The 15,224-nt window shown below is 69.1% G+C and carries 15 protein-coding genes; 10 read left to right on the plus strand and 5 right to left on the minus strand.

What is annotated here, in order from left to right; genetic code table 11:
• Nucleotides 1-444 precede the first annotated feature (444 nt).
• Nucleotides 445-666, plus strand: a complete 222-nt coding sequence (locus MJ777_RS18240; protein ID WP_370652766.1) for a hypothetical protein — start codon at nucleotides 445-447, stop codon at nucleotides 664-666.
• Between the two features lie 82 nt (nucleotides 667-748).
• On the opposite strand, the gene MJ777_RS18245 is transcribed toward MJ777_RS18240, so the two are convergent.
• Nucleotides 749-2,008 carry an NADP-dependent malic enzyme gene (locus MJ777_RS18245; protein ID WP_239313254.1) on the minus strand — a complete coding sequence of 420 codons (1,260 nt, stop codon included), beginning with the start codon at nucleotides 2,006-2,008 and terminating at the stop codon, nucleotides 749-751.
• Nucleotides 2,009-2,568: 560 nt separating this feature from the next.
• On the opposite strand from MJ777_RS18245, the gene rfbC reads away from it, so the two are divergent.
• Nucleotides 2,569-3,186 carry a dTDP-4-dehydrorhamnose 3,5-epimerase gene (gene rfbC, locus MJ777_RS18250; RefSeq protein WP_239313251.1) on the plus strand — a complete coding sequence of 206 codons (618 nt, stop codon included), beginning with the start codon at nucleotides 2,569-2,571 and terminating at the stop codon, nucleotides 3,184-3,186.
• Here the strand turns inward: rfbC and MJ777_RS18255 are convergent.
• The gene (locus tag MJ777_RS18255) at nucleotides 3,147-3,470 is read right to left on the minus strand and encodes a S24/S26 family peptidase (RefSeq protein WP_239377265.1); all 324 of its coding nucleotides are present in this window, start codon (nucleotides 3,468-3,470) and stop codon (nucleotides 3,147-3,149) included. The genes rfbC and MJ777_RS18255 overlap by 40 nt on opposite strands.
• A gap of 157 nt (nucleotides 3,471-3,627) precedes the next feature.
• Here MJ777_RS18255 and sodN point away from each other — a divergent pair, with 157 nt between their 5' ends.
• From sodN to MJ777_RS18270, 3 genes are all read left to right on the plus strand, one after another.
• Nucleotides 3,628-4,023 carry a superoxide dismutase, Ni gene (gene sodN, locus MJ777_RS18260; protein WP_239313245.1) on the plus strand — a complete coding sequence of 132 codons (396 nt, stop codon included), beginning with the start codon at nucleotides 3,628-3,630 and terminating at the stop codon, nucleotides 4,021-4,023.
• Between the two features lie 462 nt (nucleotides 4,024-4,485).
• Nucleotides 4,486-5,127 carry an anti-sigma factor gene (locus tag MJ777_RS18265; protein ID WP_370652768.1) on the plus strand — a complete coding sequence of 214 codons (642 nt, stop codon included), beginning with the start codon at nucleotides 4,486-4,488 and terminating at the stop codon, nucleotides 5,125-5,127.
• The gene (locus tag MJ777_RS18270) at nucleotides 5,076-6,167 is read left to right on the plus strand and encodes an RNA polymerase sigma factor SigF (RefSeq protein WP_239377267.1); all 1,092 of its coding nucleotides are present in this window, start codon (nucleotides 5,076-5,078) and stop codon (nucleotides 6,165-6,167) included. Before MJ777_RS18265 ends, MJ777_RS18270 begins: the two co-directional genes overlap by 52 nt.
• Before the next feature lie 378 nt (nucleotides 6,168-6,545).
• Here the strand turns inward: MJ777_RS18270 and MJ777_RS18275 are convergent, their stop codons facing one another.
• The gene (locus MJ777_RS18275) at nucleotides 6,546-7,016 is read right to left on the minus strand and encodes a hypothetical protein (protein WP_239377268.1); all 471 of its coding nucleotides are present in this window, start codon (nucleotides 7,014-7,016) and stop codon (nucleotides 6,546-6,548) included.
• A 79-nt stretch (nucleotides 7,017-7,095) separates the two neighbouring features.
• On the opposite strand from MJ777_RS18275, the gene MJ777_RS18280 reads away from it, so the two are divergent.
• On the plus strand, nucleotides 7,096-8,136 hold the full coding sequence (locus MJ777_RS18280; RefSeq protein ID WP_239377269.1) for a diacylglycerol kinase family protein: 1,041 nt from the start codon (nucleotides 7,096-7,098) through the stop codon (nucleotides 8,134-8,136).
• 54 nt (nucleotides 8,137-8,190) lie between these two features.
• Here the strand turns inward: MJ777_RS18280 and MJ777_RS18285 are convergent, their stop codons facing one another.
• Complete coding sequence (locus tag MJ777_RS18285) at nucleotides 8,191-8,925, minus strand: glycerophosphodiester phosphodiesterase (RefSeq protein ID WP_239310114.1); 735 nt, start codon at nucleotides 8,923-8,925, stop codon at nucleotides 8,191-8,193.
• Nucleotides 8,926-9,406: 481 nt separating this feature from the next.
• Between MJ777_RS18285 and MJ777_RS18290 the strand changes: the two genes are divergently transcribed.
• Nucleotides 9,407-9,655: a WhiB family transcriptional regulator gene (locus MJ777_RS18290; RefSeq protein ID WP_239310115.1), complete on the plus strand. Its 249-nt coding sequence runs from the start codon at nucleotides 9,407-9,409 to the stop codon at nucleotides 9,653-9,655.
• Between the two features lie 268 nt (nucleotides 9,656-9,923).
• On the opposite strand, the gene MJ777_RS18295 is transcribed toward MJ777_RS18290, so the two are convergent.
• Nucleotides 9,924-11,396, minus strand: coding sequence for a sensor histidine kinase (locus MJ777_RS18295; protein WP_239310116.1), 1,473 nt, complete (start codon nucleotides 11,394-11,396; stop codon nucleotides 9,924-9,926).
• A gap of 114 nt (nucleotides 11,397-11,510) precedes the next feature.
• On the opposite strand from MJ777_RS18295, the gene MJ777_RS18300 reads away from it, so the two are divergent.
• The 3 genes from MJ777_RS18300 (at nucleotide 11,511) to bioB (ending at nucleotide 14,888) form a co-directional block, all read left to right on the plus strand.
• Entirely contained in the window at nucleotides 11,511-12,698 is a 1,188-nt protein-coding gene (locus tag MJ777_RS18300; protein ID WP_239310117.1) for an 8-amino-7-oxononanoate synthase, read from the plus strand.
• 170 nt (nucleotides 12,699-12,868) lie between these two features.
• Nucleotides 12,869-13,585 (plus strand): dethiobiotin synthase, encoded by a 717-nt coding sequence (bioD, locus tag MJ777_RS18305; protein WP_239345855.1) that lies wholly within the window; start codon nucleotides 12,869-12,871, stop codon nucleotides 13,583-13,585.
• Between the two features lie 217 nt (nucleotides 13,586-13,802).
• Complete coding sequence (gene bioB / locus MJ777_RS18310) at nucleotides 13,803-14,888, plus strand: biotin synthase BioB (RefSeq protein ID WP_370652767.1); 1,086 nt, start codon at nucleotides 13,803-13,805, stop codon at nucleotides 14,886-14,888.
• The last annotated feature ends 336 nt before the right edge of the window (nucleotides 14,889-15,224 follow it).

The raw sequence follows: 15,224 nt of genomic DNA on the forward strand, positions 1-15,224 counted from the left end.
ACCGGCAATAGGGGACGCGGCGTCGCGGGGCTGGGGCACGCACCTCGCCGCATCGCTGCCCGTCCATCGCCGCGCGATGCACGGGTACCCCGGCTCGTCAGTCGACGCCCAACACAGGGCGCCTCCCTCCGCCGCCTCGCGATGCACGCACCCCAGCCCCACTCCTTGACCCACACCCCTATTGCCGGGCGCTCTTATCGGAAGCCGTCGTTCGATCAGGGAACCGCGTCCAGGTGGTTGCTGGCAGGGCCGCGGGTCACACCGATACCGGATGAGCCGTATCGGTGTGACCGAGAACGCGGCCACGGGCCGCCTGGACGCGGTGAGCCGGACAGCCGGCCGCAACACGCCCGAGCCAGACCGATGGCCGCACGCGCGGCACCGTGCCCATCGCGTGCCTGTCCAACCTGTGCTCCACTCTTCGATGTGGTGTCACCCAAACAGATGCCAGTGACCGGTCCAGGCCCGTCCCGATGGTTCCGCCGCGGACGGCGCGCGCCCGTGCCGTCGGCCGACCCCGCGCCAACTGTCCGCGGCGACAACGACACGATCGTCATCGTCTCCGCGACGGACTTCGTCTCCTGTACCTACAAGGGCTGCGGGACGCTCCGGCCCCTGATGGACGCCTCCGAGAACCATCCCTGCGCCGGCTGCGGCCGGGTCTGACCCAGATAGCCCGCCAGGTGCTATCTGGGTCAGACACCCCCTGCGCAGGCTCTCGGTACGCTCCCTGAAAGCCGTCACCGCTCTACCGGCGGGCCACGCCATCGGCGCGAGCCTGCCGGGCCACAGCGGCGGCAACCGCTGGCGCGACCCGGTCGTCGAACACGCTCGGGATGATGTGCTGCTCGGTCAGCTCATCCGCGATCACCGCGGCGAGCGCGTCAGCCGCCGCCAGCTTCATCGGCTCGGTTATGTGGCTCGCGCGGACGTCCAGCGCGCCGCGGAACACCCCCGGGAAGGCCAGCACGTTGTTGATCTGATTCGGATAATCGCTGCGGCCGGTGGCCACAACCCGGGCATAGCAGTGCGCGACCTCCGGATCGACCTCGGGGTCGGGATTGGCCATGGCGAAGACGATCGACCCCGATGCCATCGACGCCACCGCGGCCTCAGGCACCTTGCCCGAGGACAGGCCGATGAAGACATCGGCTCCGGCCAGCGCATCGTTGATCGAGCCCGACAGGCCGGCCCGATTGGTCTCAGCCGCGACCATCGCCTTGATTGGGCTGAGATCAGGACGACCGGTGTGCAGAATGCCACGGCTGTCACCAACCGCAATTTCCCCGATGCCAGCAGCAAGCAGGATGCGGGTCACAGCCACGCCCGCGGCACCCGCTCCGGACACGACCGCACGCAGCTCCCCAAGGCCTCGGCCGGTCAGGCGGGCCGCGTTCACCAGGGCGGCCAGCGTCACGATGGCCGTCCCGTGCTGGTCGTCGTGGAACACCGGAATGTCCAACCGGCTCTGCAACAACCGCTCGATGGCAAAGCACCTCGGCGCCGAGATGTCCTCCAGGTTGATGCCGCCGAAACCGGGCGCCAACCGGGCGACGGTCTCCACGACCTCCTCCACGTCGGTGCAGTCAAGGCAGATCGGCACCGCGTCCACTCCGGCGAAATGCTTGAAAAGCGCGGCCTTGCCCTCCATGACCGGCAGCGCCGCGGCCGGGCCGATGTCGCCAAGCCCCAGCACCGCGGTGCCGTCGGTCACCACCGCGACCGCGTTGGAGCGCCAGGTGAAGTCGTCGGCAAGGCCCGGCTCGGCCGCTATGGCCGTACAGACACGCGCGACGCCAGGAGTGTAGGCGAGTGACAGATCCTCGCGGTTGTTCAACGGGACGGTCAGCGCAAGGCCGATCTTTCCACCCTTGTGCAGGACAAAGGCGGGGTCGGTATCGCGGCCGACCGGCCCCGGCACATCCACGGTGGCTGCCTGCGCAGCCGGCACCCGCGCGGATGGATCAGGCCCGACCTGACCAACGGAATGGTCGGTTGTGGCGGTCATCACATACTCCCTCGGACGAGCTGCCTCGACGGGTGGGAGGCGTGGACGGCGAACCGGGGATCGCCCGGGGATGCTGTCCAATATGACACGTGGGCTCTTCTGCCTGCTCACAAGCGTCTCCCGGCTCCGACTGAAGCACGCGCATGTCCTCGGGCGCACAAGGTGCGCGCCAAAGAAGCCATGGCACGCCGCAATGCCAATGGATCAGCATGAGAACACCAATAAGAGCGTCCGGCAACAGGGGCGTGGATCAAGGAGCGGGGCTGGGGTGCGTGCATCGCGAGGCGGCGGAGGGAGTCACCCTGGCGTTGGGTGACGACCGACGACAACACAGCGAGGTGCGTGCCCCAGCCCCGCGACGCCGCGTCCCCTGTTGCCGGACGCTCCAAACCAGCGATGCCCGGCCGGGCGGTGGTCTCGGGCTGGTCCGTGGTCTCGGGCCGCTCGGCATCGGCCGGCGCGGTCCGCGAGCCGGCACCGCGGCGGCCCGCGGTGCCGGCTGACAGCGGTGGACACGTTGGCCACCCAATGGACGTCGTTACCCGGTACGGTGCGCGTTCGTGGAGGCTCATGAACTCGCAATAGCCGGCGCCTGGGTGTTCACCCCCCGCCAGCACACCGATGACCGAGGCACGTTCCTGGAGTGGTTCCGCTCCGAAAGCCTGACCAAGGTGATCGGTCACTCACTCGATCTCGCCCAGGCGAACCACAGCGTGAGCCGGCGAGGGACGCTGCGCGGCGTCCACTATGCCGATATCCCGCCCAGCCAGGCCAAGTACGTCACATGCGTGCACGGCCGGGTGCTCGACTGCGTGGTCGACATCCGAGTCGGCTCGCCGACCTACGGGACGCATGCGGCGGTGGTGCTCGACGATGTCGACCGGCGGGGCCTCTACCTTGCCGAGGGGCTCGGGCACGCCTTCATGGCACTCACCGACGACACGGCGATCTCCTATCTCTGCTCGACGACCTACAACCCCTCGCGTGAGCACGGTATAGACCCGCTTGACCCCGATCTGGCACTGCCGTGGCCCCTGGATGTGCCTCCGTTGCTGTCCGAGAAGGACGCGCAGGCCCCCACCCTGAAGGCGGCCGAAGCCGCGGGCCTGCTCCCGTCCTACCCCGACTGCCTCGCGTTCTACGCGTCCCTGCGCAGCCAGCATGGTCGCGGCCAGTAGCGGGCGACGACCCGGCCCAGCACGTCCCCGGCCGGCACGGAACCGAAGGCCGCGCTGTCCGTGCCGAGCATGACGTTGTCGGATCGCAGCCACCACGACCCGTCAGGCTCGACGAAGGCCGCGCGCTTCACGCCGAGCCCGCGGCCGGGCAGCCGCGCCACGACCACGTCTCCCGCCCGCGGGGCCACACCCCACAGCACCAGGCACGCATCGCCGTCCCGCAGCGTCGGCTGCATGGACCCCCCGCTGACCCAGACCGCCCGTACCGCGACACCCAGCCTCATCCGGGTAGGTTGCCAGACGGTGGGAACTAGAGCCCTGCTGCCGCCCGGACCACTGTGGCCCGCCATGTCTGACGATCAACAGGCGCCTTGCGCCCACCAGATGTTCCCCACACGTCCAGCCACCCATACATCCAGCCAGACGAGAAAGGACGGCGGCATGAGCCTCCTGCGTCCGAAGACAACGGTCAGCGCCCACTGCGACCTGCCCTGCGGGGTCTACGACCCGGCCCAGGCGAGGATCGAAGCGCAGTCCGTGAAGGCCATCCAGGAGAAGTTCCAGGGAAACGACGACCCAGCCTTCCGCACTCGGGCGCTGGCCATCAAGGAAGAGCGGGCGGAGCTGGTCAAGCACCACCTGTGGGTGCTGTGGACCGACTACTTCAAGCCCAACCACGTCGAGAAGTACCCCGAGCTGCATGACCTGTTCTGGCAGGCCACCAAGGCGGCGGGAGCGGCTGGCGCCAAGGGGTCGGTCGACCCGGCGGACGGGCAGCGGCTGCTTGACCTCATCGACCAGATCTCCACGATCTTCTGGGAGACCAAGGCCGCCTGAGGGCACCCGCGGGCAGGGCGTCCGGGTGGATGTATCCGGGCCTGGCGGATCGGCGCAGTCGATCCGCCAGGCCCGGCCCGGCCCGCGCCTCGCGTCGTTGTCCTCGGTCGACGCCCAGCGCCTCCGGTGACTGCCTCCGCCGCCTCGCGATCCATCCACCCGGACGCCGCTGTCTGATCGAGCGTCCTGCCGCCGAAGCCTCTTATCAGGCCAAAAATCTCAGTTTTTTCGGTTCAATAGGACCATCGTCGCATCCAGGGCGATGGGACGTTGCCGGAATCACCGTCACAATCGCCAGAATTGATCACCCAACCTGCGGAGGCACCTCAGCGCTGGGTACGGTGGTCTTCAGGTGACACGAAGCGGGAACGGACGTCGGCGGTTGACAGTGGCGTGACCATGGTTTTCACGCCGCCGGAGACCTTGAGCGACAAGCGACAAGGGGGTACCGCAGTGGACACGATGCCAACGACCGGAACCGCGAACGGTCAGGGCGGTGTCCCGGGCGGCGGGGTTCCCGACGCCAACGCCTCCACCGGCGCGGCTCCCAGCTCCGGCGTGCCTGGTGGTGGGCTACGTGACATCGTGCAGCTCACGCTCCCCGCGGCAAGCGCCTACCTGTCGGTTCTGCGGACCGCCACGGCGTCGCTCGCGGCCCGCGGTGATTTCACCCTCGACGACATCGAAGATCTACGGATCGCCGTGGACGAGGCATGCGCCCTGCTGCTGCTGTCGGCTGCGCCTGGTTCGAACCTGGAGTGCACCTTCGAGCTCTCCCCCGGGGTCATCCAGGTCGGCGTGACCGTGCTCAGCGTGGACGGCGAGCCCCCGTCCACCGACACGTTCGCCTGGACGGTGCTGACCGCCCTCGCCGATGAGGTCTCCAGCTCGGTGTCCACCGATTCGCGGGTCACCATCAGGCTGCGCAAGCGACGCGGCGTCCCCGAGAGCAACGCTGTCCCCGAGAGCAACGCCGTGCGCGAGAGCAACGCCGTGCGCGAGAACAACGGATACAGCCCCACGACCGCCGACCCGCAGACGATCAAGACGCAATGGACAAAAAACACAGGCGCACCGAACAACGGGCCGGTGGGCGCGCCGTGACCGCAGGCCGCATCCGACCGTTGCAGAACGCCGCGCCCCCGGCCACGCAGCGCTCACGGCCTCTGCTTGACGACGCCCATGGCCTGATGGCCCAGAACGAGCCCGCACCCACCGAATCCGCACCTGATGAAGCCAGCCGGGACGAGCCCGGCGGCGACGCCGCTGCCAGGCCGGGCGACAAGGACATCCTGCCGCCAGAGCCATCCGTACCCACCGCGACGGTCACGGTCCAGGGCGGACCAGCGGACGACCAGCGTCACGGTTCGGGCCACCCTGACGAAACCAACGACAGGGCACGTGCCCGTGAACTGTTCGCCCAGCTGGTCGCGATGCCCGACCGCACTCCCGAACGGGCGGAGATCCGTGACCAGCTCGTCCGGATGCACCTGCCGCTGGTGGAGTACCTGGCCCGCCGCTTCCGCAACCGTGGCGAGCCGCTCGACGACCTGACCCAGGTCGCGACGATCGGGCTTATCAAGTCCGTTGACCGCTTCGATCCCGAGCGCGGGGTGGAGTTCTCCACGTACGCGACGCCGACCATCGTCGGCGAGATCAAGCGGCACTTCCGGGACAAGGGCTGGGCGATCCGGGTGCCGCGACGGCTCCAGGAGCTCAAGCTGTCGCTGACAAAGGCCACGTCGGAGCTGTCCCAGACGCTCGGCCGGTCACCAACGGTAAGCGAGATCGCCGCGCATCTCCAGATGACCGAGGAGGAGGTGCTGGAGGGCCTGGAGTCCGCCAACGCCTACTCGGCGGTCTCGCTGGACGCTCCGGACTCCGGCGACGACGAAGCCCCCGCGGTAGCTGACACCCTCGGTGTCCAGGACGAGTCCCTGGAAGGGGTCGAGTACCGGGAGTCACTCAAGCCGCTGCTGGAGAAGCTGCCCCCACGGGAGAAGCGAATCCTGCTGCTGCGGTTCTTCGGGAACATGACCCAGTCACAGATCGCCGCGGAGCTCGGGATCTCCCAGATGCACGTCTCGCGCCTGCTCGCCCGCACCCTGGCCCAGCTGCGTCGCGGGCTGCTGGAGGATGCTTAGTGGTCGCCGCCGGCAGTTCGTCCAGGGTCTGCCGGCGCCAGACGGCGCCTCGCCTCATTGTCGTCGGCCCAGGTAGAACACCGCTGCCTGGGCCTTCTCCGCCTCACGATGCATCCGTCTGTCATCCGGCACCCCCCGAACAACTTCCGGCGGCGACCACTTAGAGCGACCGGCAACAGGGGACGCGGCGTCGCGGGGGTACAGCGTGTCTGCTGGATCTTCGGTCGCTTCGCCCCCCGCCCGAACACTTCACGTCCGCGCGGGTCCCTGCTCGCCATGCCCAGAAAGCGTCCTGCCGCGTGGGCGGAGCGCCCCAGCGCCCGCACCAAGCGGAAAAAGCCGACCCGCGCCATACAACCGCCGGGCCGGGCCGGGCCGTCAGCGTCGGGGCGCGCCGGGATCCCTGGGTCGATAGCCGCCTGCCAGGCCGATGAGCGTGAGGACGGCCACCGCGACAACGATGATCGAGATACCTTCGCCATAACGCTGGCCCTGGAGCAGGCCGACGGCGACAGGAAAGCACAACAGTTGTACAACAACAACGGGTGAACGCGCCCACCACCGCCCGGCCAGCAGCGCCCGCCCCAGCAGGCAGAGCCCGGCGCCGGCGGCGATGGCGAACAGACCACCGATCTCGGCCCGGCCGCGGTCGCCGGTGCCCGCACCGAAACCCCGCACGATCAGGAACATCCCGAGACCGACAAGCGCGAGCCCCTCGACGCTGAGCAACACCACCGCGGCCGGCAAGGCGTGCGCGGCATCCCGCGGACGAGCGCGGTACCGGTCGATCCTGGAAGGCACCCACCGACAGTACGTGGTCGCGTAGACGGCGGTGGCGGGCACATCCACCGGTGCTGCCCGATGTCCGCCGGTGGCGATGATTACGTCGTGACCGCCTGGCAAAGTCCAAGCAGCTACCGTGGACATCATGCGCGCGCTGCTGGTCGTGAATCCCATCGCAACGGCGACGACGCGACGCATCCGGGATGTGCTGGTCAGTGCGCTGGCCGCCGATCTCAACGTGGACGTCGTCATGACGAAGGGCCGGGGCCACGCCGCCGAGCTCGCTGAGCGCGCCGCTGACAACGGCCTCGGCCTGGTTGTCGCGCTCGGCGGTGACGGGACGGTCAACGAGATCGTCAACGGGCTGCTCCGCTCGGGGCCTGCCCCCGACGCCCCGGCCCTCGCTGTGGTGCCCGGTGGCAGCACCAACGTCTTCGCCCGCGCCCTGGGCTATCCGGCCGCCCCGGTGGAAGCGACGGGAGAGCTGCTGGAGGCCCTCCGAGAGGGCCGCAGCCGCCGGATCGGGCTCGGGCACGCGGCCTTCACCCGTTCCCCAGGTGCCAGCCAGTCCCGCTGGTTCGCCTTCTGCGCCGGCTTCGGCCTGGACGCGGCAGTGGTCGAGCAGGTCGAGCGCAAACGGGTACACGGCCGCCGCAACACCCCCGGGCTGTACTTCCGCTCCGCGCTCGGCCGGTTCGTCCGCAACACCGGGCGCCGCTGGCCCCTGATCACCGTCAGCACAGGCGAGCCAGCTACATCCAACAAAACGAATAAAACGGGCACACATGCCCCGATAGAGGCCCAGCGCACTGCCCCGCCGGGCGATCCGGGCGATCCGGCATCGGTGCCGGATCAGGTGTTGATGGCCGTGGTGTGCAACACCGCGCCCTGGACGTACCTCAATGCGCGGCCGGTGCGTGCCTGCCCGGCCGCCTCCTTCGACAGCGGGCTGGACCTTGTCGGCCTGCGCCGGCTGACGGTGACCACGACGACCCGTAGCGTCCTGCAGATGCTGCACAGCTCCCGGGGACCTCAAGGCCGTCACGTCCTCGCGCTGCACGACGAGCCGCGGATCACGCTGACGGCCGCGAGGGCGATCCCGTTTCAGCTGGACGGCGAGTACATCGGGCCGCAGACGGAACTGACGGTCAGCTCCGTGCCCAAGGCCCTGCGCGTCATCGTCTAAGAGCGCCCGGCAACAGGGGACGCGGCGTCGCGGGGCTGGGGCTCCCCTCCCCCGTCAGGGTCCGAGCTTGCGGACAACCTCGGCCGGGTCATCGCAGATCACCGCGTCCACACCGGCGTCACGCAGCTGCTCGGCGTCGGCCACCGAGGCGACTGTCCAGGTGACCAGGCCCACGCCCGCCGCCCTGGCCCGTTCCGGCATCGTCGCGGAACCAAGCACGGACGACACGTGAGCGTGCAGCTCCTGGTGCCCCGCCGATCGCACATAGGCGATGCCGCCGGTCACCGACATCCGCGGCATGGCCAGGAAGGCCGTGCTCACGGCGATCCCGGCGTCGCGTACCGCCTCGATCGCGAACCAGTCGAACGAGGAGACCGTGACAGCCGACGAAGCCGCCGAAGCGGTGCTGGCGGCCCGGCCGAACCCACGAGCCCGCAGCAGGTCGATCAGGACCCGGGCGGTCTGTTCCCGCGGCGCGTCGAAGTCCGGCTGGCCCGGCTGGTTCTTGACCTCGAGAATGATACGGCCGCGGCCGTCCCATGCGTCAAGGATGTCGGTCAGCGTCGGCACCCCGAGGTCACTGAGTTCGCGGGTGGTCCGGCGGACGACGGCCCGACCGGTCAGCCGGCCCGGTATCCGGGCGTCATGCACGCACACCAGATCGCCGTCGGCGCTGCGCCGTACATCCACTTCGATACCATCGGCACCGGCGCGCAACGCGGCGTTCACTGCCTCGACCGTGTTCTCCGGGCCGGGCGTCCGGCTACCGCGATGACCAAGAACCTGCATGAACCAACGATGCCATCATAGCGGTGACCATGATGGGCAGGGACCTCTCAGGGGGATCCGCATAAGCGGAAAACCCTCTGGACGAGGGCAGCCAAGGCCAATCCGGCATGTTCTCCAGATCCCCAGCGGATGTGTGTTCACTGGGCTAGCAGTGTTGGAGAGCCCATCTGTCAACGCCGTTCGACCCACCGCAAAGCGTGGTCCACCTGTGTCTCGCCGGGACAGGCGCAGGCTAGAAGGGCTGGGAAGCCACTTCCAGGTTCTTGCGCCCACGGCAGTTGCGGTGGGAGGGTGGCGAATGTCCGAGGTGGATGGACCACGTACACCTCGGGCTCACGCGCGAGGGTGCAGGCGGTCGAAAGATCGATGCTCCGCACGGATCCGGCATCCAAATGATTGTCGGGAAGTGCGGCACAACCGTAGCGGCTCGCAAAGCGTCTCACGTGCAGTGTGGCCCGAGACGAGAGAGGGAGTTGTACGCATGGACTGGCGCCACAGAGCGCTCTGCCGTGACGAGGATCCCGAGCTCTTCTTCCCGATCGGTACTACCGGTCCGGCTGAACGCCAGGTCGAAGAAGCAAAGGCCGTCTGCAGGCGGTGTGCTGTAACAAGTGATTGCTTGAGCTGGGCACTTGACACCGGGCAAGATTCCGGGGTTTGGGGCGGTTTGAGCGAGGATGAGCGCCGTGCACTCAAACGCACAGCGCGCACCCGAGTTCGCACCGCCTGATTACCTAGAACCACCGATCCGGCACGAGCCGCACGACGACTTCCCGGTTGGCCCGGATGTGATGGACCGGCCATGGGAGTGTTGCCGCGCGCTTTGATGCCATTCCCATCCGTATTCGTGCGGTCTGCGAACGGAATCATCAACACCCGCTGTACCGGGGGCGAGGCAGCAGGGCATGGGGGGCCAGAACGGGGTGGGACGGCGCCAGGCACGGTGGTGCTGTACCCACCTCGACGGTCCGCATAACATCGATCTTCAAAAGAATTTTTCATACCCGCAACGGGATGGACAACAGGGCCTCCGTACCACGATCCGGTCCCGCCTGGAGCCGAATCGCTCCCTGCATCTCACCAAGCACGAGCTGGCGGACGATCTGGAGGCCCAGCCTGGGCGAGTGCTCCAGCTGGAAATCGTCGGGCAGCCCCGCGCCGTCATCGGCGACCACCACATCCAGTCGATCAGCATCACGATGGACACGGAGTTCAATCATGCCAGCCGATCCTTCAAACGCATGTTCGACAGCATTCTGCAGAAGCTCGGAGAGCACCAGCGCCAGCGGCGTGGCGAGTTCGCCGGGCAATCGCCCGAACGATCCCTTGCGGGTCGTGTTGGCGCGGGTCCCGGTCGAAGCGAGATCAACGGTGACCGACGTGATCTGATCAGCGATCTCATCAAAAGGCACGGATTCGCCGAGACTCTGCGAAAGCGTCTCGTGAACCACGGCTATCGATGTCACCCGGCGCACGGACTCCCGCAACGCCAGCCGGGCCTCGTCCACCTTGGTCCGGCGCATCTGCAGCCGCAGCAGAGCCGCGACGGTCTGCAAGTTGTTCTTCACCCGATGATGGATCTCCCGGATGGTCGCGTCCTTGCTGAGCAGCTGCGCCTCCCGCCGGCGAAGATCGGAGACGTCACGGACCAGGACGAGCACCTCCCGGGTGGCACCGGGGAACAGCGGGATCGCGCGCAACAGCACCACCGTGCTGGCAACCGCGAGTTCCACCTCGACCGGCCGGCGGCGGCCGATCGCGTGCCAGACAGCGGGCGTGGTCGCCGGCAGATTCAGCGTCCGGTGCACCGAGCGAAGATCCTCACCGGTGACATTGCCGGTATAGCCAAGGCGACGATAGGCCGACAGCGCGTTGGGGCTGGCGAAGATGACCTTTCCTGAGCCGTCCAGTCGAAGCATCCCGTCCCCGACCCGGGGCGCTTCGGGCAGCTCGGCCGCGCTTCCCCGGAACGGGAAGGCCCCCTGCGCGATCATCAGTGCCAAGTTGTTCGCGCACTGCAGGTAGGCCGATTCCAGCGCGCTGGGCGTCCGGGTAGTGGCCAGATTCGTGTCCCGCGCCAGCACCGCGATCACCCGATCGGAGTGCAGGACCGGGATCGCCTCGGTCCGGACCGGTACCCCGCCGTCCCACTCCGGCTCGCCCTCACGGGCGATCCGGCGTTCCCGCCACGAGTTCTGCACCACCCATCTGTTGATCATGACGCTGCCGACCTCATCGTTGTGATAGGCCGTCGGTCCGGTGGTTGGCCGCACCTGCGCCACCACCAGAAACTCAGCCCCTGGACCGGATCCGCCGCGGGCCGCCGCGGCCCTGCTCGGAACCAGCAGCAACAGGTCCGCGAAGGACAGGTCGGCCAGCAGCGCCCAGTCAGCCACCAGAGCGTGCAGATGGTCGATGTCGTCCGCACCAAGATCGGTACTCTCGCGCAGAAGGTCCGCCAGCGTTCCCACAGAAGGCAGACTGCCAGACGTGGTGCCATCGCCGGAACGTGCGTCGCCTGTCGGTACCACGTTCGAACACCCGATCCCTCGTCAGCTCGCACCAGTCGGCCATAGGCTTCCGCTGTGCATCCCCCCGCAGGTCACACGGCCCACGACCCGCTCGCATGGTTGGTCAGCCATGCCCGCAGCCGGGAGGAGGCCGGGCTGCGGCGCGCTGTGCGCCCGCGCCTGCCCGGCGGGTGGGCCGCCGGTGACCCGCCCGGTCAGCTGGACCTGGCCGGCAACGACTACCTGGGGCTGTCACGTCATCCCGAGGTGGTCGAAGGCGGGGTGCGGGCACTACGGACCTGGGGTGCCGGCGCTACCGGGAGCCGGCTGGTGACCGGAACAACAGCCCTGCACAGCGACCTTGAGGACGCTCTCGCCAGCCACACCGGCTTCGCCTCCGCATTGGTCTTCGCCTCCGGATACGCGGCCAACCTGGGCGTCCTCACCGCGCTGACAGGTCCTGACGACCTGATCGTCTCAGACGAACGCAATCACGCGTCGCTGGTCGACGCCTGCCGCCTCTCCCGCGCGCGGGTGCTGATCGTCCCGCATACCGATGTCGAGGCGATCGACACGGCGCTGGCTGGGCAGTCATGGCGCAACGCTGTCGTCGTCACCGACTCGGTGTTCTCCGCCGACGGCGACCTCGCGCCACTGCCAGCGCTGCACAGCGTCACCCGGGCCCGCGGCGCGCTGCTGCTCGTCGACGACGCGCACGGCCTCGGTGTGGTTGGCCCGGGCGGCCGGGGAGCGCTCGCGGACGCCGGGCTTGCCGGCGAGCCGGACGTGGTGGCCACCGTCACGCTGTCCAAGGCACTGGGTAGCCAGGGCGGCGCGGTGCTCGGCCCGCCCGCGGTGCGCGCGCATCTGATCGACACTGCCCGTACGTTCATCTTCGACACCGGGCTCGCCCCAGCCTGCGCTGGTTCCGCGCTGGCAGCGCTCGAGCTGCTGACCGCCACGCCCGCCCTCGCCACCGCGGTACGGCGGCGAGCCGGCCAGCTCGCCGCGCTCACGGGTGCCCCCCACCCCGCCGGGGCCGTGGTATCGGTTGTGCTGGGCGAGCCCGGACGCGCGGTGGAGGCGACAGCGATCTGCCGGGCGCATGGTGTGATGGTCGGCTGCTTCCGTCCCCCGACCGTGCCGCCGGGGACGAGCCGGCTGCGGATCGCGGCCCGCGCTGACCTCACCGACGCTGACATGGCCCGCGCCGCCACCGCCTTCGCCGCCGCGCTGTGCCCACCGGCACTGGCCGCGCCCTGAGAGCGACCGGGCAGCAGGGGAGGAGGCTGCGGCGGCGTGGGGCTGGGGACGCGCCTCGCGTCGTTGCCCTCGGCCGACGCCCAGCGCATCCGGTGCCTCCCCGCGCAGCCTCGCGATCCATCCACCCGGACGCCGTTGCCTGATCGAACGCCCTACCGCCGGAGCCTCTCATGACAGTGATCATGGTAACCGGGACCGGGACCGGTGTCGGCAAGACCGTTGTCACCGCCGCCGTAGCCACGCTGGCCCGTGACCGGGACGCGGACGTCGCCGTGGTGAAGGTCGCCCAAACCGGTCTCGGACCGGGTGAGCCCGGCGACCTCGAGCACGTACGGCGGCTGTCCGGCATCGACGATCTACACGAGTACGCCCGTTTCCCGGCTGCGTTGTCGCCGGCCGCGGCGGCCCGGCTCGCGCGGCGCCCGCCGGTGGCACTCACCGACGTCGCCCGGCGAGTGGCCGGCCTCGCCCGGGGCCGCCGGCTTGTCCTGGTGGAGGGCGCGGGCGGGCTGCTGGTTCGCTATAACGATGACGGCGCCACCCTGGCCGATCTCGCCCGCGCGCTGGCAGCGCCGGTACTGCTGGTCAGCGAGGCAGGCCTCGGCACGCTCAATGCCACGGCCCTGACGCTGGAGGCGCTGGCCCACCGTGGGCTGGAGTTGGCCGGTCTGGTCATCGGTTCCTGGCCGCCCGATCCGAACCTCGCCTGCCGGTCGAACATCAGCGACCTGGAGATGCTGGCTGCCCGCCCGCTCGCCGGAGCGCTCCCGGCCGGGGCCGGCGCGGCGGATGCGGTGTCCTTCCAGGACACCGCCCGAGCATGTCTCGCACCGGCGCTCGGCGGTACGTTCGACGCTCATGAATTTCGAAAAAGGCACAGCCCGTGACAAACATACCAATAGCAGGTGTCGAATGATTGTTCACGGACCGACGGATCGGGCTCGGCTGAGAACTATCGCCGGCGGGCGAGCGTGAGCCTCGGCCGGTGTGCGAGCGTCCACCGTGGGGAAACGAGTCCAGCCGAGCGTGGGCCCGTCCCCGCACCGCCTCATCTCCGTACCTTCAGACGAGTCGAGGTCCGCGTCGGACCACAGGGAGACCACCGTGCCGCCATCGTCAGCGACCGTCCCGCCCACGGCTGAACCGCCCACGGCTGAACCGCCCGCCGCCCAGCCGGCGGGCAGTGACGCCGGCACCGACGACGACATCCTCCAGACAGCTCGCAGGCAGGTGCTGGAGGACGGCAACGGCCTGTCGGCCGAGCAGACACTCGCCGTGCTGCGGCTCGGTGACGACCGGATCAGCGAAGCGCTCGCGCTCGCGCATGAGGTGCGGATGCGCTGGTGCGGCCCGGACGTCGAGGTCGAGGGAATCGTCAGTCTCAAGACCGGCGGCTGCCCCGAGGACTGCCACTTCTGCTCCCAGTCCGGGCAGTTCGACTCACCGGTCCGCGCGGTCTGGCTGGACATCCCGTCGCTGGTCCAGGCCGCACAGGCAACCAAGGACACCGGAGCCAGCGAGTTCTGCATCGTCGCGGCTGTACGGGGCCCGGACGAACGGCTGATGAGCCAGGTCCGCGCGGGCATCGCCGCGATCCACGCCGCCGTGGACATCAACATCGCCTGTTCGCTCGGGATGCTCACCCAAGAACACGTTGACGCCCTCGTTGACATGGGCGTGCACCGTTACAACCACAACCTGGAGACGGCGCGTTCGCACTTCCCCCAGGTCGTGACCACGCACAGCTGGCAGGAACGGTGGGACACCTGCGAGATGGTGCGCGCGGCCGGCATGGAGCTGTGCTGCGGAGCGATCATCGGTGTCGGCGAGACGCTGGAACAACGGGCGGAGCTCGCCGGGCAGCTGGCCGCCCTGGAGCCCGACGAGGTGCCGCTGAACTTCCTCAACCCGCGGCCTGGCACGCCCTTCGCGGATCTGCCGGTTCTCGACGCCACCGACGCCCTGCGGACGATCGCCGCGTTCCGGCTCGCGCTGCCGCGCACCATCCTGCGTTATGCCGGCGGCCGTGAAATCACCCTCGGTGACCTGGCTGTTGACGGCATGCTCGGCGGCATCAACGCCGTCATCGTCGGCAACTACCTGACGACGTTGGGACGCCCGGCCGAAGCGGACCTCGCGATGCTCGCCGACCTCAAAATGCCGATCAAGTCGATGCAGGCCACCTTCTGACCGGAGCGGCACCGGCCCGGCCAGAAGGTGGCCTCCTCCGGGCGCGCGACCACGGTCCTTCCGCGCGCCCGGAGACCCCAACACGCCCTACGCTCACCAGCATGACCATCAGCGGGACCGAGACGACCTTCTGTGACCGGTGCGGACGCCCGCGCACCGATGGCGCGCACGACACCTGTGGGCGGGCCCGGCTGCTGGAACCGCCGCGCTTCTGCACGACCTGCCGCCGACGGCTGATCGTGCAGGTAACACCCACCGAGTGGACGGCGCGCTGCAGCGAGCACGGCGTAACTACCAGCTAAGAGCGCCCGGCAATAGGGGTGTGGATCAAGGAGT

Origin of the sequence: Protofrankia sp. Cj5, from assembly GCF_917627405.1 — a bacterium.
Taxonomy (GTDB): domain Bacteria; phylum Actinomycetota; class Actinomycetes; order Frankiales; family Frankiaceae; genus Protofrankia.